Raw genomic sequence first — 26,404 nt, 5'->3', positions numbered from 1 at the left:
TTCGCAGGTTCGGAGGATTCTGAAACAGCGCCACGGGGTGAAATATATTTCCCGGCGCTTTATAGTGGCCGACCTCCGTTTCATCAAGTAGCCGAGCCCCATGTCCGAGCCACGCAAGATCCTCGTCACCAGCGCCCTGCCCTATGCCAATGGTTCGATCCATCTTGGCCATATGCTTGAGTACATCCAGACCGATATGTGGGTGCGCTTCCAGAAGCATCGCGGCAACCAGTGCATTTATGTCTGCGCGGACGACGCCCACGGTTCGGCCATCATGTTGCGCGCCGAAAAGGAAGGCATCACCCCGGAACAACTGATCGCCAACGTGCAGGCTGAACACAGCGCCGACTTTGCCGAGTTCCTGGTGGATTTCGACAATTTCCACTCGACCCACTCCGACGAGAACCGCGAGCTGTCGAGCCAGATCTACCTACGTTTGAAAGACGCCGGGCACATTGCCCAGCGGTCGATCACGCAGTATTTCGACCCGGAAAAGAAAATGTTCCTGGCCGACCGCTTCATCAAGGGCACCTGCCCGAAATGCGGCACCGAAGACCAGTACGGTGACAACTGCGAAAAATGCGGTGCTACTTATGCACCGACAGACCTGAAGGATCCGAAGTCGGCGATCTCCGGCGCCACCCCGGTGCTCAAGGACTCCCAGCACTTCTTCTTCAAGCTCCCGGACTTCCAGCAGATGCTGCAAAGCTGGACGCGCAGCGGCACGCTGCAGGACGCCGTGGCCAACAAGATCGCCGAATGGCTGGATGCCGGCCTGCAGCAGTGGGACATCTCCCGCGATGCGCCGTACTTCGGCTTCGAGATCCCGGGCGAGCCGGGCAAGTACTTCTATGTGTGGCTGGACGCGCCGATCGGCTACATGGCCAGCTTCAAGAACCTGTGCGATCGCACGCCTGAGCTGGACTTCGATGCCTTCTGGGCCAAGGATTCCACCGCCGAGCTGTACCACTTCATCGGCAAGGACATCGTCAACTTCCACGCCCTGTTCTGGCCGGCGATGCTTGAAGGTTCGGGCTACCGCAAGCCAACCGGCATCGCGGTGCATGGCTACCTGACGGTCAACGGCCAGAAGATGTCCAAGTCCCGTGGCACCTTTATCAAGGCGCGCACCTACCTGGACCACCTGTCGCCGGAATACCTGCGCTACTACTACGCCTCCAAGCTGGGCCGTGGCGTCGATGACCTCGACCTGAACCTGGAAGACTTCGTACAGAAGGTCAACTCGGACCTGGTCGGCAAGGTCGTCAACATCGCCAGCCGTTGCGCCGGGTTTATCCACAAGGGCAACGCCGGTGTACTGGTGGCCGAGAACGCCGCGCCGGAACTGACGGAAGCGTTCCTGGCCGCTGCGCCAAGCATCGCCGACGCCTATGAAGCCCGCGACTTTGCCCGCGCCATGCGCGAGATCATGGGCCTGGCCGACCGCGCCAACGCGTGGATCGCCGACAAGGCGCCGTGGTCGCTGAACAAGCAGGAAGGCAAGCAGGCGGAAGTCCAGGCGATCTGCGCCACGGGCATCAACCTGTTCCGCCAACTGGTGATCTTCCTCAAGCCGGTGCTGCCATTGCTGGCCGCGGATGCCGAGGCGTTCCTCAATGTGGCGCCGCTGACCTGGAACGATCACGCCACCTTGCTCAGCAACCATCAGTTGAACGAGTTCAAGCCGCTGATGACCCGTATCGACCCGGTTAAAGTCCAGGCCATGACCGACGCTTCGAAAGAAGACCTGGTCGCCAGCCAGACAGACACTGGCTCGGCTGCGCCAGCCGGCAACGGTGAGCTGGCCAAAGATCCGATCTCGCCGGAAATCGACTTTGATGCCTTCGCTGCCGTGGACCTGCGTGTCGCGCTGATCGTCAAGGCTGAAGCCGTGGAAGGGGCCGACAAGCTGCTGCGCCTCACACTGGACATCGGTGACGAGCAACGCAACGTGTTCTCCGGGATCAAGAGCGCTTACCCAGACCCGTCCAAGCTCGACGGTCGGCTGACCATGATGATCGCCAACCTCAAGCCACGGAAAATGAAGTTCGGTATTTCCGAAGGCATGGTCATGGCGGCCGGCCCTGGCGGCGAAGAGATCTACCTGCTGAGCCCTGACAGCGGCGCCAAGCCGGGTCAACGGATCAAGTAAGCCCATGGGCCTGCTGCAAGCGAATTAGGTCTACTGTAGGAGCCCGGCTTGCCGGGCTCCTACAACTCCACAACACGCCCGTTCGCTCAACGGCATGCCAATGATCACCCCATGAATCTGATTCAACGTATCGACGCGCTGCTGCCGCAAACCCAGTGCGGCAAATGCGGGCATCCCGGCTGCAAACCCTACGCCGAGGGTATTGCTCAAGGCGAGGCGATTAACAAGTGCCCGCCTGGCGGACAGGAGACCATTGCTGGCCTTGCGCAACTACTGCATGTGCCAGTGCTGGAACTGGATACCAGCCGAGGGGAAGCGCCGGCCCAGATCGCCTATATTCGCGAGGCCGAGTGCATCGGCTGTACCAAATGCATCCAGGCCTGCCCGGTGGATGCCATTGTTGGCGCGGCCAAGCTGATGCACACCGTGCTCATCGACGAGTGCACCGGCTGCGACCTCTGCGTTGCGCCATGCCCCGTAGACTGCATTGAAATGCGCCCGACAGCCACCGTATTGCCAATTGTCGGCGGCCTGGCCGCCAATGATCAGCAACGCCATGAACGAGGGCTCAAGCGCGACCGCGCAAGGCGGCGTTATGAACATCGCAATGCGCGGCTGCAGCGGGAAGAAGCGCAAAAACTCGCCGAACGCCTGGCTCGGGCCAAACGCTCAGTACCGGTTTTACCTGTAGAGGTCGGTACCGCACAGGATGCGGCGATAAAAAAAGCCAAAATCACGGTCGCAATGAGTCGCGCCCAACTGCATAAATCCTTGAAGGCTTTCGGTCACCCGCCAACCTATGAACAACAGGCGCAGTTGATTGTCCTGCAGCAGCAGTACGAAGCAGCAGAACAAGCGCTGGCGACCCTGGAACCGGGCACCGCATCGAAGGCCGTCGGTACGACCATGAATATGGCCGACCTGAAACGCGCCAAAATCCAGCTGGCGATGCGCCGTGCGGAATTGAAGAAAGCCCAGGACTTGAACGCCGACGCGCAGCAACTGGCCGAGGCACAACATAACCTCGACGAGGCGCAGCGCCAAGTCGATGCCCATGGCAACATCTGATCCGCAAAAACCTGCTGTGTGTATTGCTACAATCCCGCCGACTGACTCCTAGGAACGCCCCACCCCATGAACGCCGCAAAACGCCTGGAAATTTTCCGCAGGCTTCACGAAGACAATCCGGAACCCAAGACCGAACTGGCTTACACCACGCCGTTCGAGTTGCTGATTGCGGTGATCCTGTCGGCGCAATCCACCGACGTCGGCGTCAACAAGGCCACGGCGAAGCTGTATCCCGTGGCGAACACGCCGGAAGCGATTTATGCCCTGGGTGTGGACGGGTTATCGGAGTACATTAAGACCATTGGCCTGTACAACAGCAAGGCCAAGAACGTTATCGAGACGTGCCGCCTGCTGGTCGAGCGGCATGGCAGCCAAGTGCCGCAAACCCGTGAAGAACTGGAAGCCCTGCCGGGCGTTGGCCGTAAGACCGCTAATGTGGTGCTCAACACCGCATTCCGGCAACTGACCATGGCCGTGGACACCCACATATTCCGGGTCAGCAACCGCACCGGCATCGCCCGCGGGAAGAATGTGGTGGAGGTGGAAAAGCAGCTGATGAAGTTCGTACCCAAGCCCTATCTGCTGGACTCCCACCACTGGCTGATCCTTCACGGGCGCTATGTTTGCCAGGCTCGCAAGCCGCGTTGCGGTAGCTGTCGCATCGAAGACTTGTGCGAATACAAGGAAAAGACGTCCGACGATTGAGGGATCATTGGTTTTCTCGATCAGTCGATTGAAAAAATCTTTTTTACCGGATCATGGATTATCGTTATAAGGAGCGCCAACGGCAGTCTTAGCCCGGAGTGAACCTTATGAGCACTGGCAAAGAACAACTGGAAGTGGAAGACGACCTCGTTGAATCGGATGACGATGTGGCCGAGGCACCAGTGGCAGAGGTCGCCAAGACCAATTTGAGCAAACGCCGCACCATCGACAACCTTTTGGAAGAACGACGCTTGCAAAAACAGCTGGCCGATTACGACTTCGATCTCTGATCGAGCGGTTGACGGCCGGAAGCCTCCCTCACGGAGGCTTTTTTCTGCCGTTTATCCAAGCAATGCGTGGTGCGCTGCCCTCTTCTATACCAAGCCGTTACGCTGGGCCAGTTCAATCAGGTCTACGAGGGAGCGTGCGTTCAGCTTGAGCAGCAAACGTGTCTTGTAGGTGCTGACGGTCTTGTTGCTGAGGAACATGCCGTCGGCGATCTCCTTGTTGGTTCGGCCCCTGGCCAGCTGCTGTAATACCATCATTTCCCGTCCCGACAGGCGCTCGACCATATCAGCCTCACTGGCATTGCCCATGGTGGAGCGTACCGAGTTCAGCGCTTGGTTCGGGAAGTAGCTGTAGCCCGACAAGACCGCCTTGATCGCACTCAGCAACTCGGTCAGGTCCTGTTGCTTGCACACGTAGCCGGCAGCCCCCGCCTGCATGCAGCGCATGGAAAAATGGCCAGGGGCCTGGGACGTAAGCACCAGCACCTTGAACGGCGCAGGTTGTTTGGTAGAGGACAGCCGGCAAATAACTTCCAGGCCATCAAGTTTGGGTATCCCAATATCCAGTATGACAATGTCCGGCATATGCTCACGCGCAAGTTGCAACGCATCGACACCGTTATCGGTCTCGGCAACGACCTCATAACCATGACGTTCCATTAGCATACGCACAGCAAGACGAATGACGGGATGATCATCCACGATCAGCACTTTATTCATGAGAAAGTCCAATTTCGCTGTTCGAATTATTTAGAGCAAGCACAATAGCCTAGTCGTTTACTAGTTGGCATAGCATTCACCCCCAAGCATTAGCAAGCAGAGACCCAACCCACAGCGATAAAGGAATTGGCCTACAAAAAAACGCCGTCTCGGACGTATCCAGTTTTATGGATCCTTTCAGACCTTTCCGGGGACTTACATACTTTGAGTGAAATATCCATGGCGTATGGGGGGCAGGGTAAACGCGCCGCACGTAACTCTCAGGAAATGCCCCTTGCCTCTGGCCTGCTGCCGAGAAACCCAGCAAGAAAAAACGAGTCGGTTTAGTTCCATTCAACATATCCACTTACTTCCATATTTCCTACAGACCATTCTGCGATTTATATATTCGCGGTACTTACATGAGTGAATTTTCTGTAAGACCAGTTCCTACGCAGATGTAAAAATTCATTCCCCCTACAAACTTTCAACAACAATTCATTCAAGGCCTTCATTTGAGAGAGACCTCGGCCAAAAACATCAACACATGTTTAAGCGTTATAAACACCACAAGTACCGACAAAAACCCAGGCAAAAAAAATGGCCCCTTGTACAAGGGGCCATTCTTCACAGCGCGCGCAAACTTAGAACAACGAGCGACCTTTGTTGGCCGCAATGCGCATGCGCAATGCGTTCAACTTGATAAAGCCTGCTGCGTCCGCCTGATTGTAGGCGCCGCCGTCTTCTTCGAACGTGGCGATGTTGGCATCGAACAGCGAGTCATCGGACTTGCGACCGGTCACAATCACGTTGCCCTTGTACAGCTTCAGGCGCACAACGCCGTTCACGTGGGCCTGGGAAGCGTCGATCATCTGTTGCAGCATCAGACGCTCAGGGCTCCACCAGTAGCCGGTGTAGATCAGGCTGGCGTACTTGGGCATCAACTCGTCTTTGAGGTGAGCCACTTCGCGGTCCAGGGTGATGGACTCGATGGCGCGGTGGGCACGCAGCATGATGGTGCCGCCCGGGGTTTCGTAGCAGCCACGGGACTTCATGCCCACGTAGCGGTTCTCGACGATGTCGAGACGGCCGACGCCGTGTTCGCCACCGATACGGTTCAGGGTCGCCAGTACGGTGGCCGGGGTCATTTCGACGCCGTCCAGCGCGACGATGTCGCCGTTGCGGTAGGTCAGTTCCAGGTACTGGGCCTTGTCAGGAGCGTTCTCCGGGGAGACGGTCCATTTCCACATGTCTTCTTCGTGTTCGGTCCAGGTGTCTTCCAGCACGCCGCCTTCATAGGAGATGTGCAGCAAGTTGGCGTCCATCGAGTACGGGGACTTCTTCTTGCCATGACGCTCGATCGGGATCGCGTGCTTTTCAGCGTAATCCATCAGCTTTTCACGGGACAGCAGGTCCCATTCACGCCAAGGAGCAATCACTTTCACGCCTGGCTTGAGTGCATAGGCGCCCAGTTCGAAACGTACCTGGTCGTTGCCCTTGCCGGTAGCGCCATGGGAAATGGCGTCAGCGCCGGTTTCGTTGGCGATTTCAATCAGGCGCTTGGCGATCAGCGGACGTGCGATGGAAGTACCCAGCAGGTACTCGCCTTCGTAGACAGTGTTGGCGCGAAACATCGGGAAGACGAAATCGCGGACGAACTCTTCGCGCAGGTCGTCAATGTAGATCTCTTTCACGCCCATGGCTTGCGCCTTGGCACGTGCAGGTTCGACCTCTTCGCCCTGACCCAGGTCAGCGGTGAAGGTCACCACTTCACAGTTATAAGTATCCTGCAGCCACTTGAGGATCACCGAAGTGTCCAGGCCGCCGGAATACGCGAGAACGACCTTGTTTACGTCGGCCATGCCATCACTCCACGGGGTTGTACGGAAAGGCGTCGATTCTACCGACCAAAACCGTGAATTTACAGGGGCGCGACAGCAAATGAAGATAAAGCGACAGATTATGTCGAACGGGCGACCGATGGTCGCACCTGATGCTGGCACTTTATGACGTGTGCGCAGGGTTGCTCGGGCCCGTAGCCTGGGGGGCCGGTTTCTCGGGGGCGGCCACGCGCTCCAGCTGGATATTGACCCGACGATTGCGCGCCCGGTTGGCCGCATTGGTGTTGGGCGCCAGCGGGTAGCTTTCGCCATGAAAGCGCAGGGTGACCTGGGATTCCTGGACGCCATTGGCTTTGAAGTAGTCCATCACCGCCAAGGCGCGGCGGCGCGAGACATCGCGGTTGGTCAGGCGGTTGCCACTGTTGTCCGAATGGCCATTGAGCTCGATGTGGTTGACGGTGGGGTCGGCTTTCATGAACGCGAGAATCACGTCGAGTTTCTTCTTGGCCGCCGCGTCCAGCTCAATGCCGCCACCGGGAAAGCCGATTTCGGTCTGTTTGACCTGGTCGTAATTCATCGGCAATAGCTTGGTGGTGCACAACTGATAGTCGTTGTAGGCCTTGTTGAATTTGACCGGCAACAGGCGAATTTCCGAGTAACCGCCTTCACGTCCGTAATGGCGAACGGTCGGGCTACGCCCTTCCAGCAAACCATTGAACAGCCGCCCAGCCTGGGCCTGGGAGCTGTTGAACAAGACATCGCCACTGCCGGCACGCACGGCGCCGAGGTTGATATCACCTCGCCCCGGCTGCCAAGGGGCGGCGGCGGCCAGCAACGTGGCCGAGCCCGCACCCAGCGAGCCGTTATAGGCTTTGAGACGAAACGTCGCCTGCTCGCCGGCCCGGCGCACGAACTCACCCGAACCGAAGTCGGTGATCGGCTGGGTCAGGCGGCACTCGAACTGGTCCCCTTCTACCTTCCACTCAATATTCTCCAGACGTGTCTGGAACGTGAGGGCCATCGCAGGCAGGCTGGCGAACACACTGAGCAGGGCTAGATAATGCTGGCGCACGGGAGGCTCCACTGGTTTCTACAACACTTCAAAGCGTCATACATCGATAAGGCATACGAAAGGCTATCGGTTGCCTCCTGCAAAACTTGATAGCGAGTGCCTGCAAGAGTCTTTTCCGGTAGCATTCCCACCAGATTGACCCGCCTGGAATCCCCAATGTCCGACCGCCTGACCCTGCTGCGTCCCGACGACTGGCATATTCATCTTCGCGATGGTGCTGCGTTACCCCACACCGTGGCCGATGTAGCGCGCACCTTTGGCCGCGCCATCATCATGCCTAACCTGGTACCTCCGGTGCGTAACGCCGAGCAAGCCGATGCCTATCGCCAGCGAATCCTCGCTGCACGACCGGCCGGCAGCCGCTTCGAACCGTTGATGGTGCTCTACCTCACCGACCGCACCCAGCCCGAAGAAATTCGCGAGGCCAAGGCCAGCGGTTTCGTGCACGCCGCCAAGCTGTACCCGGCGGGCGCGACCACCAACTCCGATTCCGGTGTGACCAGTATCGACAAGATCCTGCCAGCCATCGAAGCCATGGCCGAAGTCGGCATGCCGCTGTTGATCCACGGTGAAGTGACCCGTGGCGACGTGGACGTGTTCGATCGCGAGAAGATCTTCATCGACGAACACATGCGCCGTGTGGTCGAGCTGTTCCCGACCCTGAAGGTGGTGTTCGAGCACATCACCACCGCCGATGCCGTTCAGTTCGTCACCGAGGCCTCGGCCAACATCGGCGCGACCATCACCGCGCACCACCTGCTGTACAACCGCAACCACATGCTGGTGGGCGGGATTCGGCCGCACTTCTATTGCCTGCCGATCCTCAAGCGCAACACCCACCAGGTGGCCTTGCTGGATGCTGCGACCAGCGGCAACCCGAAGTTTTTCCTCGGCACCGACTCCGCGCCCCACGCCCAGCACGCCAAAGAAGCGGCGTGCGGCTGTGCCGGTTGCTACACCGCCTATGCAGCCATCGAGCTGTACGCCGAGGCGTTCGAACAGCGCAATGCCCTGGACAAGCTCGAAGCGTTCGCCAGCCTCAACGGCCCGCGCTTCTACGGCCTGCCGGCAAATACCGACCGCATTACCCTGGTTCGTGAAGACTGGACCGCCCCTGCCAGCCTGCCGTTTGGCGAGCTGACCGTTATCCCGCTGCGCGCCGGTGAAACACTGCGCTGGCGCCTGCTGGAGGAAAGCAAGTGAGTGAAGACCATTACGACGACGAACATGAGCACAGTGGTGGCGGTTCCCGTCACCCGATGGCCGAGCGGTTTCGCGGTTATCTGCCAGTCGTCATCGACGTAGAAACCGGTGGTTTCAATTGCGCCACCGACGCACTGCTCGAAATCGCCGCGACCACCATCGGCATGGATGAACAGGGCTTTGTGTTCCCGGAACACACCCACTTCTTCCGTGTCGAGCCGTTCGAAGGCGCCAACATCGAAGCGGCCGCCCTGGAGTTCACCGGGATCAAGCTCGATCACCCACTGCGCATGGCGGTGAGTGAAGAAGCGGCGCTGACCGATATCTTCCGCGGCGTGCGCAAGGCATTGAAGGCCAATGGCTGCAAACGCGCGATTCTGGTCGGCCATAACAGTAGCTTCGACCTGGGTTTCCTGAACGCCGCCGTGACGCGGTTGGACATGAAGCGCAACCCGTTCCACCCGTTCTCCAGCTTTGACACCGCGACCCTCGCGGGCCTGGCTTATGGCCAGACGGTATTGGCGAAGGCCTGCCAGGCAGCCGGTATCGACTTTGACGGTCGTGAGGCCCATTCGGCCCGCTACGACACAGAGAAGACCGCCGAGCTGTTCTGCGGCATCGTCAACCGCTGGAAGCAGATGGGCGGCTGGGAAGACTTCAACGACTGACACCGCAAGCTTTTGTAGTGAGCGGGCTTGCCCCGCGCTGGGTGGCGAAGCCGCCCCAAACCCAGGCGCCTCGGTACTTCTGAGAAACCGAGGTGGCCTTATTGGGGCGGCTTCGCCACCCAGCGCGGGACAAGCCCGCTCACTACAGTCGTTTCCCGCGTATAAAAAAACCGGCCTTCTCAGGCCGGTTTTTTTTTCACCGTGAAACTGGCTTACAGCTTGCCAGCGTTCTCGGTCAGGTACGCCGCAACGCCTTCTGGCGAAGCATTCATGCCTTTGTCGCCTTTTTTCCAGTTGGCAGGGCAGACTTCGCCGTGCTCTTCGTGGAATTGCAGTGCGTCGACCAGGCGGATCAGCTCTTCCATGTTACGGCCCAGTGGCAGGTCGTTGATGATCTGGGAGCGAACAACGCCCTTGTCATCGATCAGGAATGCGCCACGGAACGCTACGCCGCCTTCGGACTCAACGTCGTAGGCCTTGGCGATGTCGTGTTTCATGTCGGCAGCCATGGTGTATTTGACTTTGCCGATGCCGCCATCGTTGATGGCCGTGTTGCGCCAGGCGTTGTGGGTGAAATGGGAGTCGATGGAAACGGCTACCACTTCAACGTTGCGCGCCTTGAAATCGTCCATGCGGTGGTCCAGAGCGATCAGCTCCGAAGGGCAGACGAAGGTGAAGTCCAGCGGGTAGAAGAACACCAGGCCATATTTGCCTTTGATGGCTTCAGACAGTTTGAAGCTGTCAACGATTTCGCCATTGCCGAGAACGGCTGGAACGTCGAAATCCGGGGCTTGTTTGCCGACGAGTACGCTCATTGGGTATCTCCTGATGTAAGGGTGACGATTGAAGTAAAAGGACCGGCCCAGAGTCTGCCGTTTATAAGCGACAGCCCTGTGACGCAGTCACGCTTCGTGAAGACCGGCCATCATACACTGAAAAAACCGTTCGTCAGTGCGGGCGCGATGCCAGCAAATACCCGGCGAATCTACTTTGACAATCATTCTCGTTAACATTAAGATCCATCGCACTTAAGCCTTAACCCGCGATGGTTCTCCCTTATGTATGTGTGCCTCTGTACTGGCGTCACCGACGGACAAATCCGCGAAGCAATCTACGAAGGTTGCTGCAGCTACAAGGAAGTACGTGAAACCACCGGTGTTGCCAGCCAGTGTGGCAAATGTGCTTGCCTCGCCAAGCAAGTGGTACGGGAAACCCTGACGCAGCTGCAGACTGCCCAGGCCGCGCTCCCCTATTCAGCAGAATTTACACACGCCTGATTTGGCATATTTTAGAGAACCGGACTTAGTGTCCGGTTTTTTTATGCCCGAAATTCAATTAGTTAGCGCCAAGACGCGGAACACAAACATTCTTATTCCGATTAATTTTCATTTATTATTCAATAACTTAGGTTTGACACTAGGGATTGCGCCGCTCAAACTCCGCTCTATATACAGCTATTACAGGGCAGGACCCCAGTCATGAAAGGCGACATCTCAGTCATCCAGCAACTCAACAAAATCCTTGCCAATGAACTGGTCGCGATCAATCAGTACTTTCTGCATGCACGCATGTACGACGATTGGGGCCTGGAAAAGCTGGGCAAGCGTGAATACAAAGAATCGATCAAGGCCATGAAGGACGCTGACGCGCTGATCAAGCGCATCCTGTTCCTGGAAGGCCTGCCAAACGTGCAGGACCTGGGCAAGCTGAACATCGGCGAACACACCCAGGAAATGATCAGCAGCGACCTTGGTTTTGAGCGCAAGAGCCACAGCGACCTCAAGGCCGCCATCGCTCACTGCGAACTGACCGGCGACTACGGTAGCCGTGAACTGCTGGAAGATATCCTGGAAGACCAGGAAGAACACATCGACTGGCTGGAAACCCAACTGGGCCTGATCGACAAAGTCAGCCTGGAAAACTACCTGCAATCGCAGATGGGTGAATAACCCATCAACACGCAGGCATAAAAAAGCCCCGCTCTCTTACGAGAAGCGGGGCTTTTTATTGCGTCCGGATCAAGCTTCAGTCTTGGCTGCCGCTTTTGCCGCTGCATCTTTGATCAACGACTGCAACGAACCGTCAGCGGCCATTTCAGTGATGATGTCGCTACCGCCGACCAGTTCACCGGCCACCCACAGTTGTGGGAACGTAGGCCAGTTGGCGTACTTCGGCAGGTTGGCGCGGATTTCAGGGTTTTGCAGGATATCCACGTAAGCGAATTTCTCGCCACACGCCATGATGGCCTGGGACGCCTTCGCGGAGAAACCGCACTGAGGAGCGTTGGGTGCGCCCTTCATGTAAAGCAGAATGGTGTTGGCAGCAATCTGCTCTTTGATCGTTTCGATGATATCCATGGAACACCTCGGCTGGAACTTTGCGACTCACAGGTCGGCACGGTGGCGCATTGTAACGCAAAATTCCAGCGCGGTGCTCAGGCGGCTGCGACCTGGACCGGAACACCATTGAGCGCCGCATTGCCCGACAACTCGTCCAATTGCCGTTCGTCGGTCAGGTCGTTCGCGCTCGCTCCGGGTTGCGCGCTGGCGATGCCCATCTGGACGCCCGGGCGACCATGGCCCCAGCCGTGGGGCAGGCTGACGACACCAGGCATCATGTCCAGGCTGGAGACCACTTCCACCTCGATCATGCCAATCCGAGAACTCACCCGCACCCGCTGGCCATCCAGTAAACGCCGGCTGGCCAGGTCGTCGGGATGCATCAGCAATTGATGACGCGGCTTGCCCTTCACCAGCCGGTGATAGTTATGCATCCAGGAATTATTGCTGCGCACATGGCGGCGGCCGATCAGCAACAGTTCGTCGGCCACAGGCCCGGGCTGCGCGGCAAACCGCACCAGGTCAGCGAGGATAACTGCCGGCGCCGCCTGCACCTTGCCATCAACGGTTTTCAGACGCGCGGCAAGGTTGGGCTGAAGCGGCCCCAGGTCCACGCCATGGGGATGGTCGGCCAGCATCGCCACCGACAATTTGTGGCTGGAGGCATCACCGTATGCGCCCGCGCGCAGCCCGAAATCGATCATCTGCGCCGGCGGCATGGTCGGCTTGAGTGTGGCGCCGGTCTGAGCCGCAAAGGCCTTGGCCAGCCCGACGAAGATTTCCCAGTCATGCAGCGCACCCTCGGGCTTGGGCAAGATCGCCTGGTTGAAACGGGTGACGTTACGCACCGCGAACATATTGAAGGTCGTGTCGTAGTGATCGTTTTCCAATGCTGACGTGGACGGTAGAATCAAATCGGCATACCGCGTGGTCTCGTTGATATAGAGGTCGACGCTGACCATGAACTCCAAGCCATCCAGGGCTTGCTCCAACTGCCGCCCGTTAGGCGTCGACAACACCGGATTACCGGCCACTGTCACCAACGCGCGGATTTGTCCTTCGCCTTCAGTGAGCATTTCTTCCGCCAGGGCAGACACCGGCAACTCGCCACCGTACTCCGGACGCCCGGAAACCCGGCTCTGCCAGCGATTGAAATGCCCGCCACCGGTCGACGCCACCAGATCCACCGCGGGCGTGGTGCACAAGGCGCCACCCACACGGTCGAGATTGCCAGTCACCAGGTTGATCAGTTGCACCAGCCAATGGCACAGCGTGCCGAACGCCTGGGTTGATACGCCCATGCGCCCGTAGCACACCGCTTTGTCCGCTGCGGCAAAGTCGCGTGCCAATTGACGTATCTGCTCGGCAGGCACCGCGCATTGACGGCTCATAGCCTCGGCGGTAAACCCGGCGATCACGCAGCGTACATCCTCCAAGCCTTCAACCGGCAAATGGCTGTCGCGGGTCAGGTGCTCGGTAAACAAGGTGTTGAGCACCCCGAACAACAGCGCCGCATCACCGCCTGGGCGCACGAACAGATGCTGATCAGCCATCGCCGCCGTCTCGCTGCGCCGTGGGTCGACCACCACCACTTTACCGCCCCGCGCCTGGATCGCCTTGAGGCGCTTTTCCACGTCGGGCACGGTCATGATGCTGCCATTGGATGCCAGCGGGTTGCCGCCCAGGATCAGCATGAAGTCGGTGTGGTCGATGTCCGGGATCGGCAGCAACAGGCCGTGGCCGTACATGAGGTAGCTGGTGAGGTGATGGGGCAGTTGGTCGACCGAGGTGGCGGAAAATCGATTGCGCGTCTTCAACAGGCCGAGGAAGTAGTTGCTGTGGGTCATCAGCCCATAGTTGTGCACGCTGGGGTTGCCCTGATACACCGCCACCGCATTCTGCCCGTGGCGCGCCTGAATGCCCGCCAACCGTTCGGCTACAAGCGCGAAAGCCTCATCCCAGGCGATCGGCTGCCATTCGGTACCCACCCGCAACATGGGCTGGTGCAGGCGGTCAGGATCATTCTGGATATCCTGCAGCGCTACGGCCTTGGGGCAGATATGCCCTCGACTGAAACTGTCCTGGGCATCGCCCTTGATCGAGGTGATCGCCAGGCTGCCGTCGTCGGCTCGGGTGGTTTCCAGCGTCAGGCCGCAGATGGCTTCACACAGATGGCAGGCACGGTGGTGGAGAGTCTTGGTCATGGCCAGTCTCTTATAAGGGCTTTGGTCCAACTATGGGCCGCGACCGGCACGCGCGCCACCAACGTTCGCCCCGTGAATCGACAAGCATCAGGCCAGGCCATGGCTAAGCATGAGCAAATGTTTCAGAAACCTCACACACTCGCGCTGAAACCGACGCAGCCTGGCCTGCAGCCGCCCCCGCGCATTGCAAAAGGTTGCTACGCCAGTGTACAAATGGCCCGCTGCTGTCTGGAATTCGTCTTCAAAAGCGCCTTGGCGCCCTGCTTGAACACCCTTTAAAAACGTAGCCCTATTGGTAAGACGCGACATTTAATTATAAGATCGCGCCTTCCCCTATTTCGTCGCCCCGTGCGGCTTTCGCCGCAGGTCTCGCCCGTTGTCACAATAAACAAGGCTTTGAGTATCTGCGGTCTGTTGCAAAAAGGTAGTTAATGATGAGCGCAAGGCACTTTCTCTCCCTGATGGATTGCACGCCCGAAGAGCTGGTCAGCGTGATCCGTCGAGGCATTGAGCTTAAAGACCTGCGTAACCGCGGCGTACTGTTCGAGCCTTTGAAAAACCGCGTGCTCGGGATGATTTTCGAGAAGTCGTCAACCCGCACTCGCGTATCTTTCGAAGCCGGCATGATTCAACTGGGCGGCCAAGCCATCTTCTTGTCCTCGCGCGACACCCAACTGGGCCGTGGCGAGCCGATCGCCGACAGCGCGAAGGTCATGTCGAGCATGCTCGACGCCGTGATGATCCGTACCTTTGCCCACAGCACCGTGACCGAATTTTCCGCCAACTCCCGCGTACCGGTGATCAACGGCCTGTCCGATGACCTGCACCCGTGCCAGTTGCTGGCCGACATTCAAACCTTTCTTGAGCACCGCGGCTCGATTCAGGGCAAGACCGTGGCGTGGATCGGCGACGGCAACAACATGTGCAACAGCTATATAGAAGCGGCGATCCAGTTCGACTTCCAATTGCGCGTTGCCTGCCCGGAAGGCTATGAGCCTGATGCGCGCTTCCTGGCGCAGGCCGGTGACCGCGTGACCCTGGTTCGCGACCCGCGTGACGCGGTGATCGGCGCGCACTTGGTGAGCACCGACGTCTGGACCTCCATGGGCCAGGAAGACGAAACCACCAAGCGCCTGGCCCAGTTCGCCCCGTATCAAGTGAACCGCGCCCTGCTCGACCTGGCCGCGCCGGACGTGTTGTTCATGCACTGCCTGCCGGCGCACCGTGGCGAAGAAATCAGCCTTGACCTGCTCGACGATCCGCGTTCGGTCGCCTGGGACCAGGCCGAGAACCGCCTGCACGCGCAAAAAGCCCTGCTCGAATTCCTCGTCCCGCCGTCGTACCACCACGCATGAGCCAGCCATTACTGCTGAACCTGCGCAATCTGGCATGCGGCTATCAAGATCAACGGGTGGTGCAGAACCTCAACCTGCACCTGAATGCCGGCGATATCGGTTGCCTGTTGGGCTCTTCGGGCTGCGGCAAGACCACCACGCTGCGCGCCATTGCCGGGTTTGAGCCGGTGCACGAGGGTGAAATCAGCCTGGCGGGCGAAGTGATCTCCAGTGCCGGGTTCACCCTGGCGCCGGAGAAACGCCGCATCGGCATGGTGTTTCAGGACTACGCACTGTTTCCTCACCTCAGCGTGGCCGATAACATTGCGTTCGGCATTCGCAAGCATCCGCAGAAAGACCGCGTGGTCGCTGAGTTGCTGGAACTGGTGAACCTGAAGAACCTGGGCAAGCGCTTTCCTCATGAACTTTCCGGCGGCCAGCAGCAACGCGTCGCCCTTGCCCGCGCTTTGGCGCCGGAGCCGGCCCTGTTATTGCTGGACGAACCGTTCTCCAACCTGGATGGCGAGTTGCGACGCAAGCTCAGCCACGAGGTGCGCGATATCCTCAAGGCACGCGGCACCAGTGCGATTCTGGTGACCCATGATCAGGAAGAAGCCTTCGCGGTCAGCGACCAGGTCGGTGTTTTCAAGGAGGGCCGCCTTGAGCAGTGGGACACGCCCTACAACCTCTATCACGAACCGCAGACGCCCTATGTCGCCAGCTTTATCGGCCAGGGTTACTTCATTCGTGGCCAGTTGAGTTCGCCGGAATCCGTGAGCACCGAACTCGGCGAGCTACGCGGCAACCGCGCCTACACCTGGCCTACCGGCGGCGCGGTGGACGTGCTGCTGCGCCCGGATGACATCGTCTACGCTCCAGACAGCACGCTGAAAGCGCAGATCGTCGGCAAGACGTTCCTGGGGGCGTCTACCTTGTACCGCCTGCAACTTCCGACAGGCGCGCAATTGGAGTCGATTTTTCCCAGCCACGCCGACCATCAGGTGGGGGCGGATGTAGGAATTCGGGTGGCGGCTGAGCATCTGGTGTTGTTTCAGGCGTCAGGGAGTACAGCAGCGCAAATCCCTAAAATCGAATCCGGCGTACGCCGCTACAGCCCCGCGCACTGACAAAACCGAATCCAAAAATGTGGGAGCTGGCTTGCCTGCGATAGCATCAACGCGGTGTAACTAACACACCGAGGTGCCTGCATCGCGGGCAAGCCCGGCCCACACATGGGTTATCCACAACCTTCCATAGTAGATTCAGGCCCGGCCAATCGGCGCGAATTTGGCCTGGGTATGCTCAGCCAGCACCGCCGCCGACAACTCCACTTCCAACCCCCTCCGCCCCGCACTTACAAAAATCGTCGCGAACGGCTGCGCCGTCACATCGATAAACGTGCGCAACCGCTTCTTCTGCCCCAGCGGGCTGATGCCGCCTAGCAAGTAACCCGTAGAGCGCTGCGCCGCTGCCGGGTCGGCCATTTCGACTTTTTTCACCCCGGCAGCGTGCGCCAGCCCCTTCAGGTCGAGACTTCCGACGACCGGCACCACCGCCACCAACAATTCGCCTTTCTCACTGCTCGCCAGCAAGGTCTTGAACACCTGCGCCGGATCGAGGCCCAACTTCTCCGCGGCCTCCAGGCCATACGAAGCCGCCTTGGGGTCATGTTCGTAACTGTGGATACGATGTTCGGCGCGAACTTTTTTCAACAAATCCAATGCAGGCGTCATGGTGTCTCCGGGCATGGCAAACAGATGGCCGATTCTAGGCCAAGCCCACGCAAAACGCTCTAGTACGCCCGCCCTTAAGGTACACACGCAAGATGACAAGCGTGATCATTCACCAGACCAATAGTTTGAAAGTGACTGATAGTTCACTTTCGACCTTTGACAGCGGTCATTCTTGTCTATATTTTTTCGTTTCCGAATGCTGTAGGAATAGTCCGCAGCATTCAAGCAGTAAGCCGTGTCCGGGATGGGGATCCTTGCCACGGTGAAAATCGCGCAATAACCCGTTGAGGTTGTGCGCTAGACAAGAACAACAACTGAGGTTTTCCATGACAACTGCTCTTCAACAGCCTTCACTTTCGAGCCAATGTATGGCCGAGTTCCTGGGGACTGCGCTTCTGATCTTCTTCGGTACGGGATGTGTCGCTGCGCTCAAGGTCGCGGGTGCCAGCTTTGGCTTGTGGGAGATCAGTATCATCTGGGGGGTGGGCGTCAGCATGGCGATCTACCTGAGCGCCGGCATTTCCGGGGCGCACCTGAACCCCGCCGTCAGTATTGCACTGTGCATTTTCGCCGACTTCGACAAACGTAAACTGCCCTTCTATATCCTCGCCCAGATCGCCGGTGCCTTCTGCTCGGCCGCGTTGGTGTACACCCTCTACAGCAACCTGTTTTTCGATTACGAACAAACCCACCATATGGTCCGCGGCACGCAAGCCAGCCTGGAACTGGCGTCGGTGTTTTCCACCTACCCCCATGCGCTGCTGAGCACCGCCCAGGCCTTCCTGGTGGAAATGGTCATCACCGCGATCCTGATGGGCGTGATCATGGCCCTCACCGATGACAACAACGGCCTGCCACGCGGCCCGCTGGCCCCGCTGCTGATCGGCCTGCTGATTGCGGTGATCGGCAGTGCCATGGGCCCGCTGACAGGCTTCGCGATGAACCCGGCGCGGGATTTTGGGCCCAAGCTGATGACCTTTTTCGCCGGCTGGGGTGAAATGGCCTTTACCGGTGGCCGCGATATTCCTTACTTCCTGGTACCGATTTTCGCGCCGATTGTTGGCGCATGCCTCGGTGCTGCAGCGTATCGCGGGCTGATTGCCCGTCACCTGCCAAGCACCGCACCTGCTATAGCTGAAGAAACACCTGACACGGCTGTCAACGGCAAAACCCGTATTTCCTGATCACGCCAGCCTGGCCGCTCCTGCCCTTTTGCGGCCCGGCTGACTACCGACTTTCTTATTTTCCAAGGCATTCGACATGACCGATATTCAGAATAAGAACTACATCATCGCCCTTGACCAGGGCACCACCAGCTCCCGCGCGATCATCTTTGATCGTGACGCCAACGTGGTCTGCACCGCCCAGCGTGAATTCACCCAGCACTACCCACAGCCGGGCTGGGTCGAGCATGACCCGATGGAAATCTTCGCCACCCAGAGCGCGGTGATGGTCGAGGCCCTGGCCCAGGCCGGCCTGCACCATGATCAGGTCGCCGCCATCGGCATCACCAACCAGCGTGAAACCACCGTGGTGTGGGACAAAATCACCGGTCGCCCGATCTACAACGCCATCGTCTGGCAATGCCGCCGCAGCACCGAGATTTGCCAGCAACTCAAGCGCGACGGCCACGAGCAATACATTAATGACGCCACCGGCCTGGTCACCGACCCGTACTTCTCCGGCACGAAGCTCAAGTGGATCCTCGACAATGTCGAAGGCAGCCGCGAGCGTGCGCGCAACGGCGAGCTGCTGTTCGGCACCATCGACAGCTGGCTGATCTGGAAATTTACCGGCGGCAAGACCCACGTCACCGACTACACCAACGCCTCGCGCACCATGCTTTTCAACATCCACACCCTTGAGTGGGATGCGAAGATGCTGGAGATCCTCGACGTGCCGCGCGAAATGCTGCCGGAAGTGAAGTCGTCGTCGGAAATCTACGGCCGCACCAAAAGCGGCATCGCTATCGGCGGTATCGCCGGCGACCAGCAGGCTGCACTGTTCGGCCAAATGTGCGTTGAAGCAGGCCAGGCCAAGAACACCTACGGCACCGGCTGCTTCCTGCTGATGAACACCGGCGACAAAGCGGTGAAATCCAAGCACGGCATGCTTACCACCATCGCCTGCGGCCCGCGTGGCGAAGTGGCCTACGCCCTGGAAGGTGCCGTATTCAACGGCGGCTCCACCGTGCAATGGCTGCGTGACGAGCTCAAGATCATCGCCGACGCCACCGACACCGAATACTTCGCCAGCAAGGTCAAGGACAGCAACGGCGTGTACCTGGTCCCGGCGTTCACCGGCCTGGGCGCGCCGTACTGGGACCCGTATGCCCGCGGCGCCCTGTTTGGCCTGACCCGCGGCGTACGCGTGGATCACATCATTCGTGCGGCCCTGGAGTCGATTGCCTACCAGACCCGCGACGTGCTCGACGCCATGCAACAGGACTCCGGCGAACGCCTCAAAGCCCTGCGTGTGGACGGCGGCGCGGTGGCCAACAACTTCCTGATGCAGTTCCAGGCCGATATCCTCGGCACCCAGGTCGAGCGCCCGCAAATGCGCGAGACCACTGCATTGGGCGCCGCGTACCTGGCAGGCCTGGCCTGCGGCTTCTGGGGCAGCCTGGATGAATTGCGCGGCAAGGCGGTGATCGAACGCGAATTCGAACCGCAGTTGGACGAAGTCGCCAAGGAGAAGCTCTACGCCGGCTGGCAAAAAGCGGTAAGCCGTACCCGCGACTGGGAACCGCACGAAGGCGCTGAATAAGCCAAGCGCCGGATCCATATAGGGTTGTAACTGGCAGGGAGCGGATTCCTGCGTCATCATGGGCCACTTTTGTATGGCAGCCCAAAGGACGCCCCATGAATCTGCCTCCCCGCCAGCAACAAATCCTCGAACTGGTCCGCGAACGCGGCTATGTCAGCATCGAGGAAATGGCGCAGCTATTCGTTGTCACCCCGCAAACCATCCGCCGCGATATCAACCAGCTGGCGGACGCCAATCTGCTGCGCCGCTACCACGGCGGCGCGGCCTATGATTCCAGTGTCGAAAACACCGCGTACGCCATGCGTGCCGACCAGATGCGCGACGAGAAACAGCGCATCGGCGAAGCCATCGCGGCGCAAATCCCCGATCACGCGTCGCTGTTCATCAATATCGGCACCACCACCGAATCCATCGCCCGTGCGCTGCTCAACCACAACCACCTGAAAATCATCACCAACAACCTCAACGTCGCCACCATGCTCAGCGCCAAGGACGACTTCGACGTGTTGTTGACGGGCGGTAATGTGCGCCGTGACGGCGGCGTGGTGGGCCAGGCGAGTGTCGACTTCATCAACCAGTTCAAGGTCGACTTTGCCTTGGTGGGTATCAGCGGTATCGATGAAGATGGGAGCTTGCTCGACTTTGACTACCAGGAAGTGCGGGTTTCCCAGGCGATTATCGCCAATGCGCGCAAGGTCATCCTGGCGGCCGACTCCAGCAAATTCGGGCGCAACGCCATGATTCGCCTGGGGCCGATCAGCCTGGTGGATTGTCTGGTGACCGACCAACAGCCGGTGCCGGCGCTGGTGCAATTGTTGAATGAGCATAAGGTCAGATTGGAAGTAGTGTGACCTGTAGTGAGCGGGCTTGCCCCGCGCTGGGTGGCGAAGCCGCCCCAATATGGCCACCGCGGTGCATCTGATCGACTGCGGCGCCTGGGTTCAGGGCGGCTTCGCCACCCTGCGCGGGGCAAGCCCGCTCACTACATAAGTAGCTCCGCCCTCCCATTGATGTTCACAAATTTTCCTTTACCCGCCCTTCGATGAGTTTTTTCAATCGAAGTCAGGTGGCTGTGCGCGCGTTTATCCGCTACTATTTTCGCAAATGAACATTAATGTTCGAATTCCAATACGAAAAAGATCGCGAGGCCAGCCGATGAATCCTTCTACCTTGCCTGCTCCACCGCTTGCCGAAGTCTATGACGTTGCCGTTATCGGCGGCGGAATCAATGGCGTCGGCATTGCAGCAGACGCAGCCGGTCGCGGTTTGTCGGTTTTCCTTTGTGAAAAGGATGACCTGGCCAGCCACACCTCTTCCGCTAGCAGCAAGCTGATCCACGGTGGCCTGCGCTACCTTGAACATTACGAGTTCCGCCTGGTGCGCGAAGCGTTGGCCGAACGCGAAGTGCTGCTGGCCAAGGCCCCGCACATCGTCAAGCAGATGCGTTTCGTGTTGCCGCACCGCCCGCACCTGCGTCCAGCATGGATGATCCGCGCCGGCCTGTTCCTGTACGACAATCTTGGCAAGCGCGAAAAGCTCGCCGGCTCTAAAAGCCTCAAGTTCGGCCCGGACAGCCCACTGAAAAGCGAAATCACCAAAGGCTTCGAGTACTCCGATTGCTGGGTCGATGACGCCCGCCTTGTCGTCCTGAACGCCATGGCCGCCCGCGAAAAAGGTGCGCACATCCACACCCAGACCCGTTGCGTCAGCGCCCATCGCAGCAAGGGCCTGTGGGAAATGAACATGGAACGCGCCGATGGCAGCCTGTTCTCGATCCGTGCCCGCGCACTGGTGAACGCCGCTGGCCCATGGGTGGCCAAGTTCATCAAGGATGACTTGAAACTGGATTCGCCCTACGGCATCCGTTTGATCCAGGGCAGCCACCTGATCGTGCCGAAACTCTACGAAGGTGCCCACGCGCACATCCTGCAGAACGAAGACCAACGCATCGTTTTCACCATTCCGTACCTGAACCACCTGACCATCATCGGCACCACCGACCGCGAATACACGGGCGACCCGGCTGCAGTTGCGATCACCGAAGGTGAAACCGACTACATGCTCCAAGTGGTCAACGCACACTTCAAGAAGCAACTGAGCCGCGACGACATCGTTCATACCTACTCTGGCGTGCGCCCGCTGTGCAACGACGAGTCGGACAACCCGTCGGCCATTACCCGCGACTACACGCTGGCGCTGTCCGGCGGCACGGGTGAGGCACCGATCCTGTCGGTGTTTGGCGGCAAGCTGACCACCTATCGCAAGCTCGCCGAATCGGCGATGGCGCAACTGGCGCCGTATTTCACCCAGATGCGCCCGAGCTGGACCGCCAGGGCCAGCCTGCCCGGCGGCGAGGACATGACCACGCCAGAAGCCTTGGCCGAGGCCATTCGCAACAAATTCGACTGGGTACCGAGTGAAATCGCCCGCCGTTGGTCAACCACTTATGGCAGCCGCACATGGCGCTTGCTGGAAGGCGTGCAATCGATCGCTGACCTGGGCGAGCACCTGGGTGGCGGCCTGTATACCCGAGAAGTCGATTACCTGTGTGCTGAAGAGTGGGTGACCCAGCCTCAAGACATACTGTGGCGTCGTACCAAGCTGGGCCTGTTCACCACTGCGCAAGAACAGGAGAACGTGCAGCGTTATCTGTCCAAGGTCGAGCAGAACCGCAGCAAGATTGAAGCGGCCTGACGGCCAATAACAACAAAAGCCCCTGCACCGTGAGGTCCAGGGGCTTTGTTTTGCATTCGGTTTTCCGAACGCGACAGCCAGCCCTATTCGGTTTGCCGGACCCGGAGATACGGTTTTTTCTGACATATAAAGTTAATTTTCTTAAAAATCATAGCTTTAAGCTTTTAATACCGGTCTGGCACGACTCATGCTCTACACTCTTGGACGATTGCCTGAGACGCCTCAGGAGCCGTTACGGGCATTCGCTGTACAAGAGAGCCGTTTAGCCGGCTTCATAAAAAAAACAAATGTCGAGGAAGTATTGATGCGCATCGTTCCCCATATTCTGGGCGCAGCTATCGCTGCTGCTCTGATCAGCACTCCAGTTTTCGCCGCCGAACTCACCGGCACGCTGAAAAAGATCAACGACTCCGGCACCATCACTCTCGCTCACCGCGACAGCTCCATTCCGTTTTCCTACATCGCGGATGGTTCGGGCAAACCAGTGGGCTACTCCCACGACATTCAGTTGGCGGTCGTCGAGCAACTGAAAAAAGACCTGAACAAACCCGACCTGAAGGCCAAGTACAACCTGGTGACTTCGCAAACCCGTATTCCGCTGATCCAGAACGGCACCGCGGACCTCGAGTGCGGCTCCACCACCAACAACGCCGAACGCGCCCAACAAGTTGATTTCACCGTCAACATTTTCGAAATCGGCACCCGTCTGCTGGTCAAGAAAGACAAGGATGGCCAGCCGAGCTACGCCGACTTCGCTGACTTGAAAGGCAAGAACGTCGTGACCACCGCTGGCACCACGTCCGAGCGCATCCTCAAGTCGATGAACGCCGACAAGCAGATGGGCATGAACGTCATCTCCGCCAAAGACCACGGCGAATCCTTCCAGATGCTGGAAAGCGGCCGTGCCGTTGCCTTCATGATGGACGACGCCCTGCTGGCCGGTGAAGAAGCCAAGGCCAAGAAGCCGGGTGACTGGGTCATTACTGGTACTCCACAGTCCTTTGAAGCCTATGCTTGCATGGTGCGTAAAGACGACCCAGCCTTCAAGAAGGCTGTCGATGACGCCATTGTCGCCCTGTACAAATCCGGCGAAATCAACAAGATCTACAGCAAGTGGTTCGAGAGCCCGATCCCACCCAAAGGCCTGAACCTGAACTTCCCGATGAGCGAAAAGGTTAAGGCTTTGATCGCTACTCCGAGCGACAAACCGGCTCCGGAAGTAAAAATCTGATACCTGACTAAGCTTATGTCCTGAGGGAGCCAACCCTCCCTCAGGCGTCTGTTACTACCTGCTGGCAATACATTGGAACACTCGACCTGGCGGTTTTCGAGCCGATCGTGTGTGCCTGGCGTTCACCGTCGGGCGGGAAAGGATCTTCCCCAAGCGGGTGCTTGTACATCGATCGATTTCGGGGGAGACCCTAATGAATTACAACTGGGACTGGAGCGTGTTCTTCAAGTCCACTGGCGTGGGCAGCGAGACTTATCTCGACTGGTACATCGCCGGCTTGGGCTGGACCATCGCCATCGCTGTCGTGGCATGGATTATCGCCTTGCTGCTGGGGTCCATTCTGGGCGTCATGCGCACCGTGCCGAACCGTCTCGTAGCGGGCATTGCGACCTGCTATGTGGAACTGTTCCGTAACGTGCCGCTGCTGGTTCAGCTGTTCATCTGGTATTTCCTGATACCCGACCTGCTGCCGCAGAACCTGCAAGACTGGTACAAACAAGACCTCAACCCGACTACTTCGGCTTACCTGAGCGTCGTCGTGTGCCTGGGCCTGTTCACCGCCGCCCGGGTGTGTGAGCAAGTACGTACCGGTATCCAGGCGCTTCCGCGTGGCCAGGAATCAGCTGCACGTGCCATGGGTTTCAAGCTGCCGCAGATCTACTGGAACGTGCTGCTGCCCCAGGCCTACCGGATCATCATTCCGCCACTCACCTCGGAATTCCTCAACGTCTTCAAGAACTCCTCCGTGGCGTCCTTGATCGGCCTGATGGAACTGCTGGCACAAACCAAGCAGACCGCCGAGTTCTCGGCCAACCTGTTTGAGGCCTTCACCCTGGCCACGCTGATCTACTTCACCCTGAACATGAGCCTGATGCTGCTGATGCGCATGGTCGAGAAGAAAGTCGCGGTGCCCGGCCTGATCTCCGTGGGGGGTAAATAATGGACTTCGATTTCAGCGGCATCATCCCCGCCATCCCCGGCCTGTGGAACGGCATGGTCATGACCTTGCAGTTGATGGTCATGGGCGTGGTCGGCGGTATCATCCTGGGTACGATCCTGGCGCTGATGCGCCTGTCGTCCAGCAAACTGCTGTCCCGCGTGGCCGGCGCTTATGTGAACTACTTCCGCTCGATCCCGCTGCTGCTGGTGATCACCTGGTTCTACCTGGCGGTGCCGTTCGTGCTGCGCTGGATCACCGGCGAAGACACCCCGATCGGTGCGTTCACCTCCTGCGTCGTGGCCTTCATGATGTTCGAAGCCGCGTACTTCTGCGAAATCGTGCGGGCCGGCGTGCAGTCGATCCCCAAGGGCCAGATGGCGGCGGCACAGGCGATGGGCATGAGCTATGGCCAGACCATGCGCCTGATCATCCTGCCCCAGGCGTTCCGCAAGATGACCCCGTTGCTGCTGCAACAGTCGATCATCCTGTTCCAGGACACCTCGCTGGTCTACACCGTGGGCCTGGTGGACTTCCTCAACTCCGCCCGCTCGAACGGCGACATCATCGGCCGCTCCAATGAGTTCCTGATCTTTGCCGGTGTCGTCTACTTCATCATCAGCTTTTCCGCCTCGCTGCTGGTCAAGCGTCTGCAAAAAAGGTTTGCCGTATGATCTCTATCAAGAACATCAACAAGTGGTATGGCGACTTCCAGGTGCTGACCGATTGCAGCACTGATGTCAAAAAAGGCGAAGTGATCGTGGTGTGCGGGCCGTCCGGCTCGGGCAAGTCCACCCTGATCAAGTGCGTCAACGCGCTGGAGCCGTTCCAGAAGGGCGACATCGTGGTCGACGGCACCTCCATCGCCGACCCGAAGACCAACCTGCCGAAACTGCGTTCACGCGTGGGCATGGTGTTCCAGCACTTCGAGCTGTTCCCGCACCTGACCATCACCGAGAACCTGACCATCGCGCAGATCAAGGTGCTTGGCCGCAGCAAGGAAGAAGCCACCAAGAAGGGCCTGCAACTGCTTGAGCGCGTGGGCCTGTCGGCGCACGCCCACAAGCACCCGGGCCAGCTTTCTGGCGGCCAGCAACAACGTGTGGCCATTGCCCGCGCCTTGGCCATGGACCCGATCGTCATGCTGTTCGACGAACCGACCTCAGCCCTCGACCCGGAAATGGTCAACGAAGTACTGGACGTAATGGTGCAACTGGCCCACGAAGGCATGACCATGATGTGCGTGACCCACGAAATGGGCTTCGCCCGCAAAGTGGCCGACCGCGTGATCTTCATGGACGCCGGCAAGATCATCGAAGACTGCCCGAAAGAAGAATTCTTCGGCGACATCAGCGCCCGCTCCGAACGCGCGCAGCACTTCCTTGAGAAAATCCTGCAGCACTAAAACAGCATTGTTCTCCCTTTGAGAACCCGGCTAGTGCAGGCACTGGCTTATGTGGGAGCTGGCTTG

25 protein-coding genes are annotated in these 26,404 nt (G+C 58.9%); 18 read left to right on the top strand and 7 right to left on the bottom strand.

Going from position 1 to position 26,404, the window contains the following annotated elements:
* Window positions 1-100: 100 nt before the first annotated feature.
* From metG to HU722_RS06950, 4 genes are all read left to right on the top strand, one after another.
* Entirely contained in the window at window positions 101-2,152 is a 2,052-nt protein-coding gene (gene metG, locus HU722_RS06965) for a methionine--tRNA ligase (RefSeq protein WP_065872512.1), read from the top strand.
* A gap of 48 nt (window positions 2,153-2,200) precedes the next feature.
* Window positions 2,201-3,220 carry an electron transport complex subunit RsxB gene (gene rsxB / locus HU722_RS06960; protein WP_256530429.1) on the top strand — a complete coding sequence of 340 codons (1,020 nt, stop codon included), beginning with the start codon at window positions 2,201-2,203 and terminating at the stop codon, window positions 3,218-3,220.
* A gap of 66 nt (window positions 3,221-3,286) precedes the next feature.
* Entirely contained in the window at window positions 3,287-3,925 is a 639-nt protein-coding gene (nth, locus tag HU722_RS06955; RefSeq protein ID WP_065872514.1) for an endonuclease III, read from the top strand.
* A 107-nt stretch (window positions 3,926-4,032) separates the two neighbouring features.
* The gene (locus HU722_RS06950) at window positions 4,033-4,215 is read left to right on the top strand and encodes a PA3496 family putative envelope integrity protein (protein WP_058423775.1); all 183 of its coding nucleotides are present in this window, start codon (window positions 4,033-4,035) and stop codon (window positions 4,213-4,215) included.
* A gap of 84 nt (window positions 4,216-4,299) precedes the next feature.
* Here the strand turns inward: HU722_RS06950 and HU722_RS06945 are convergent, their stop codons facing one another.
* The 3 genes from HU722_RS06945 to HU722_RS06935 all read right to left on the bottom strand — a co-directional run bounded on the left by HU722_RS06945 (window position 4,300) and on the right by HU722_RS06935 (window position 7,824).
* Window positions 4,300-4,932: a response regulator transcription factor gene (locus HU722_RS06945; RefSeq protein ID WP_010212736.1), complete on the bottom strand. Its 633-nt coding sequence runs from the start codon at window positions 4,930-4,932 to the stop codon at window positions 4,300-4,302.
* Window positions 4,933-5,555: 623 nt separating this feature from the next.
* Window positions 5,556-6,773 (bottom strand): argininosuccinate synthase, encoded by a 1,218-nt coding sequence (locus HU722_RS06940; protein ID WP_065872515.1) that lies wholly within the window; start codon window positions 6,771-6,773, stop codon window positions 5,556-5,558.
* Between the two features lie 142 nt (window positions 6,774-6,915).
* A complete protein-coding gene (locus HU722_RS06935) occupies window positions 6,916-7,824 on the bottom strand; it encodes a flagellar protein MotY (protein ID WP_065910514.1) in 909 nt (302 codons plus the stop codon).
* A gap of 156 nt (window positions 7,825-7,980) precedes the next feature.
* Here HU722_RS06935 and pyrC point away from each other — a divergent pair, with 156 nt between their 5' ends.
* Together pyrC and rnt are read left to right on the top strand one after the other, a co-directional pair.
* Window positions 7,981-9,027: a dihydroorotase gene (gene pyrC, locus HU722_RS06930; protein WP_065872517.1), complete on the top strand. Its 1,047-nt coding sequence runs from the start codon at window positions 7,981-7,983 to the stop codon at window positions 9,025-9,027.
* The gene (gene rnt, locus HU722_RS06925) at window positions 9,024-9,695 is read left to right on the top strand and encodes a ribonuclease T (RefSeq protein ID WP_017137041.1); all 672 of its coding nucleotides are present in this window, start codon (window positions 9,024-9,026) and stop codon (window positions 9,693-9,695) included. Before pyrC ends, rnt begins: the two co-directional genes overlap by 4 nt.
* Before the next feature lie 212 nt (window positions 9,696-9,907).
* Here rnt and HU722_RS06920 read toward each other — a convergent pair whose 3' ends face one another.
* A complete protein-coding gene (locus HU722_RS06920) occupies window positions 9,908-10,510 on the bottom strand; it encodes a peroxiredoxin (protein ID WP_003172097.1) in 603 nt (200 codons plus the stop codon).
* A gap of 243 nt (window positions 10,511-10,753) precedes the next feature.
* On the opposite strand from HU722_RS06920, the gene HU722_RS06915 reads away from it, so the two are divergent.
* Together HU722_RS06915 and bfr are read left to right on the top strand one after the other, a co-directional pair.
* A complete protein-coding gene (locus HU722_RS06915; protein ID WP_010564137.1) occupies window positions 10,754-10,972 on the top strand; it encodes a bacterioferritin-associated ferredoxin in 219 nt (72 codons plus the stop codon).
* Window positions 10,973-11,173: 201 nt separating this feature from the next.
* Window positions 11,174-11,644, top strand: coding sequence for a bacterioferritin (gene bfr, locus HU722_RS06910; protein ID WP_065872518.1), 471 nt, complete (start codon window positions 11,174-11,176; stop codon window positions 11,642-11,644).
* A gap of 69 nt (window positions 11,645-11,713) precedes the next feature.
* Here the strand turns inward: bfr and grxD are convergent, their stop codons facing one another.
* Both grxD and HU722_RS06900 read right to left on the bottom strand, forming a co-directional pair.
* Entirely contained in the window at window positions 11,714-12,052 is a 339-nt protein-coding gene (gene grxD / locus HU722_RS06905) for a Grx4 family monothiol glutaredoxin (protein WP_049709752.1), read from the bottom strand.
* A 77-nt stretch (window positions 12,053-12,129) separates the two neighbouring features.
* Complete coding sequence (locus HU722_RS06900) at window positions 12,130-14,238, bottom strand: molybdopterin oxidoreductase family protein (protein ID WP_186752313.1); 2,109 nt, start codon at window positions 14,236-14,238, stop codon at window positions 12,130-12,132.
* Window positions 14,239-14,672: 434 nt separating this feature from the next.
* On the opposite strand from HU722_RS06900, the gene argF reads away from it, so the two are divergent.
* Both argF and HU722_RS06890 read left to right on the top strand, forming a co-directional pair.
* A complete protein-coding gene (gene argF / locus HU722_RS06895; RefSeq protein ID WP_186752314.1) occupies window positions 14,673-15,593 on the top strand; it encodes an ornithine carbamoyltransferase in 921 nt (306 codons plus the stop codon).
* Complete coding sequence (locus HU722_RS06890) at window positions 15,590-16,699, top strand: ABC transporter ATP-binding protein (protein ID WP_065872521.1); 1,110 nt, start codon at window positions 15,590-15,592, stop codon at window positions 16,697-16,699. Before argF ends, HU722_RS06890 begins: the two co-directional genes overlap by 4 nt.
* Window positions 16,700-16,834: 135 nt before the next feature.
* On the opposite strand, the gene ybaK is transcribed toward HU722_RS06890, so the two are convergent.
* Entirely contained in the window at window positions 16,835-17,305 is a 471-nt protein-coding gene (ybaK, locus tag HU722_RS06885) for a Cys-tRNA(Pro) deacylase (protein ID WP_065872522.1), read from the bottom strand.
* A gap of 326 nt (window positions 17,306-17,631) precedes the next feature.
* Here ybaK and HU722_RS06880 point away from each other — a divergent pair, with 326 nt between their 5' ends.
* The 8 genes from HU722_RS06880 to HU722_RS06845 all read left to right on the top strand — a co-directional run bounded on the left by HU722_RS06880 (window position 17,632) and on the right by HU722_RS06845 (window position 26,338).
* Window positions 17,632-18,489, top strand: a complete 858-nt coding sequence (locus HU722_RS06880) for an MIP/aquaporin family protein (RefSeq protein WP_065880101.1) — start codon at window positions 17,632-17,634, stop codon at window positions 18,487-18,489.
* 76 nt (window positions 18,490-18,565) lie between these two features.
* Window positions 18,566-20,071 (top strand): glycerol kinase GlpK, encoded by a 1,506-nt coding sequence (glpK, locus tag HU722_RS06875; protein ID WP_065872523.1) that lies wholly within the window; start codon window positions 18,566-18,568, stop codon window positions 20,069-20,071.
* A gap of 95 nt (window positions 20,072-20,166) precedes the next feature.
* Window positions 20,167-20,922, top strand: coding sequence for a DeoR/GlpR family transcriptional regulator (locus HU722_RS06870; RefSeq protein ID WP_049709759.1), 756 nt, complete (start codon window positions 20,167-20,169; stop codon window positions 20,920-20,922).
* Window positions 20,923-21,226: 304 nt separating this feature from the next.
* Complete coding sequence (gene glpD / locus HU722_RS06865; protein ID WP_065872524.1) at window positions 21,227-22,765, top strand: glycerol-3-phosphate dehydrogenase; 1,539 nt, start codon at window positions 21,227-21,229, stop codon at window positions 22,763-22,765.
* A gap of 304 nt (window positions 22,766-23,069) precedes the next feature.
* Window positions 23,070-23,996, top strand: a complete 927-nt coding sequence (locus HU722_RS06860) for a glutamate/aspartate ABC transporter substrate-binding protein (protein ID WP_186752315.1) — start codon at window positions 23,070-23,072, stop codon at window positions 23,994-23,996.
* 193 nt (window positions 23,997-24,189) lie between these two features.
* Window positions 24,190-24,936 carry an amino acid ABC transporter permease gene (locus HU722_RS06855; RefSeq protein WP_065872525.1) on the top strand — a complete coding sequence of 249 codons (747 nt, stop codon included), beginning with the start codon at window positions 24,190-24,192 and terminating at the stop codon, window positions 24,934-24,936.
* Window positions 24,936-25,607 (top strand): amino acid ABC transporter permease, encoded by a 672-nt coding sequence (locus tag HU722_RS06850; RefSeq protein WP_065872526.1) that lies wholly within the window; start codon window positions 24,936-24,938, stop codon window positions 25,605-25,607. Before HU722_RS06855 ends, HU722_RS06850 begins: the two co-directional genes overlap by 1 nt.
* Window positions 25,604-26,338, top strand: coding sequence for an amino acid ABC transporter ATP-binding protein (locus HU722_RS06845; protein ID WP_049709764.1), 735 nt, complete (start codon window positions 25,604-25,606; stop codon window positions 26,336-26,338). Before HU722_RS06850 ends, HU722_RS06845 begins: the two co-directional genes overlap by 4 nt.
* The last annotated feature ends 66 nt before the right edge of the window (window positions 26,339-26,404 follow it).

The organism is Pseudomonas tritici (assembly GCF_014268275.3).
Lineage (GTDB): Bacteria > Pseudomonadota > Gammaproteobacteria > Pseudomonadales > Pseudomonadaceae > Aquipseudomonas > Aquipseudomonas tritici.
Note: the sequence above shows the minus strand (reverse complement) of the source record. Positions and strands in the feature narration are given on the sequence as shown.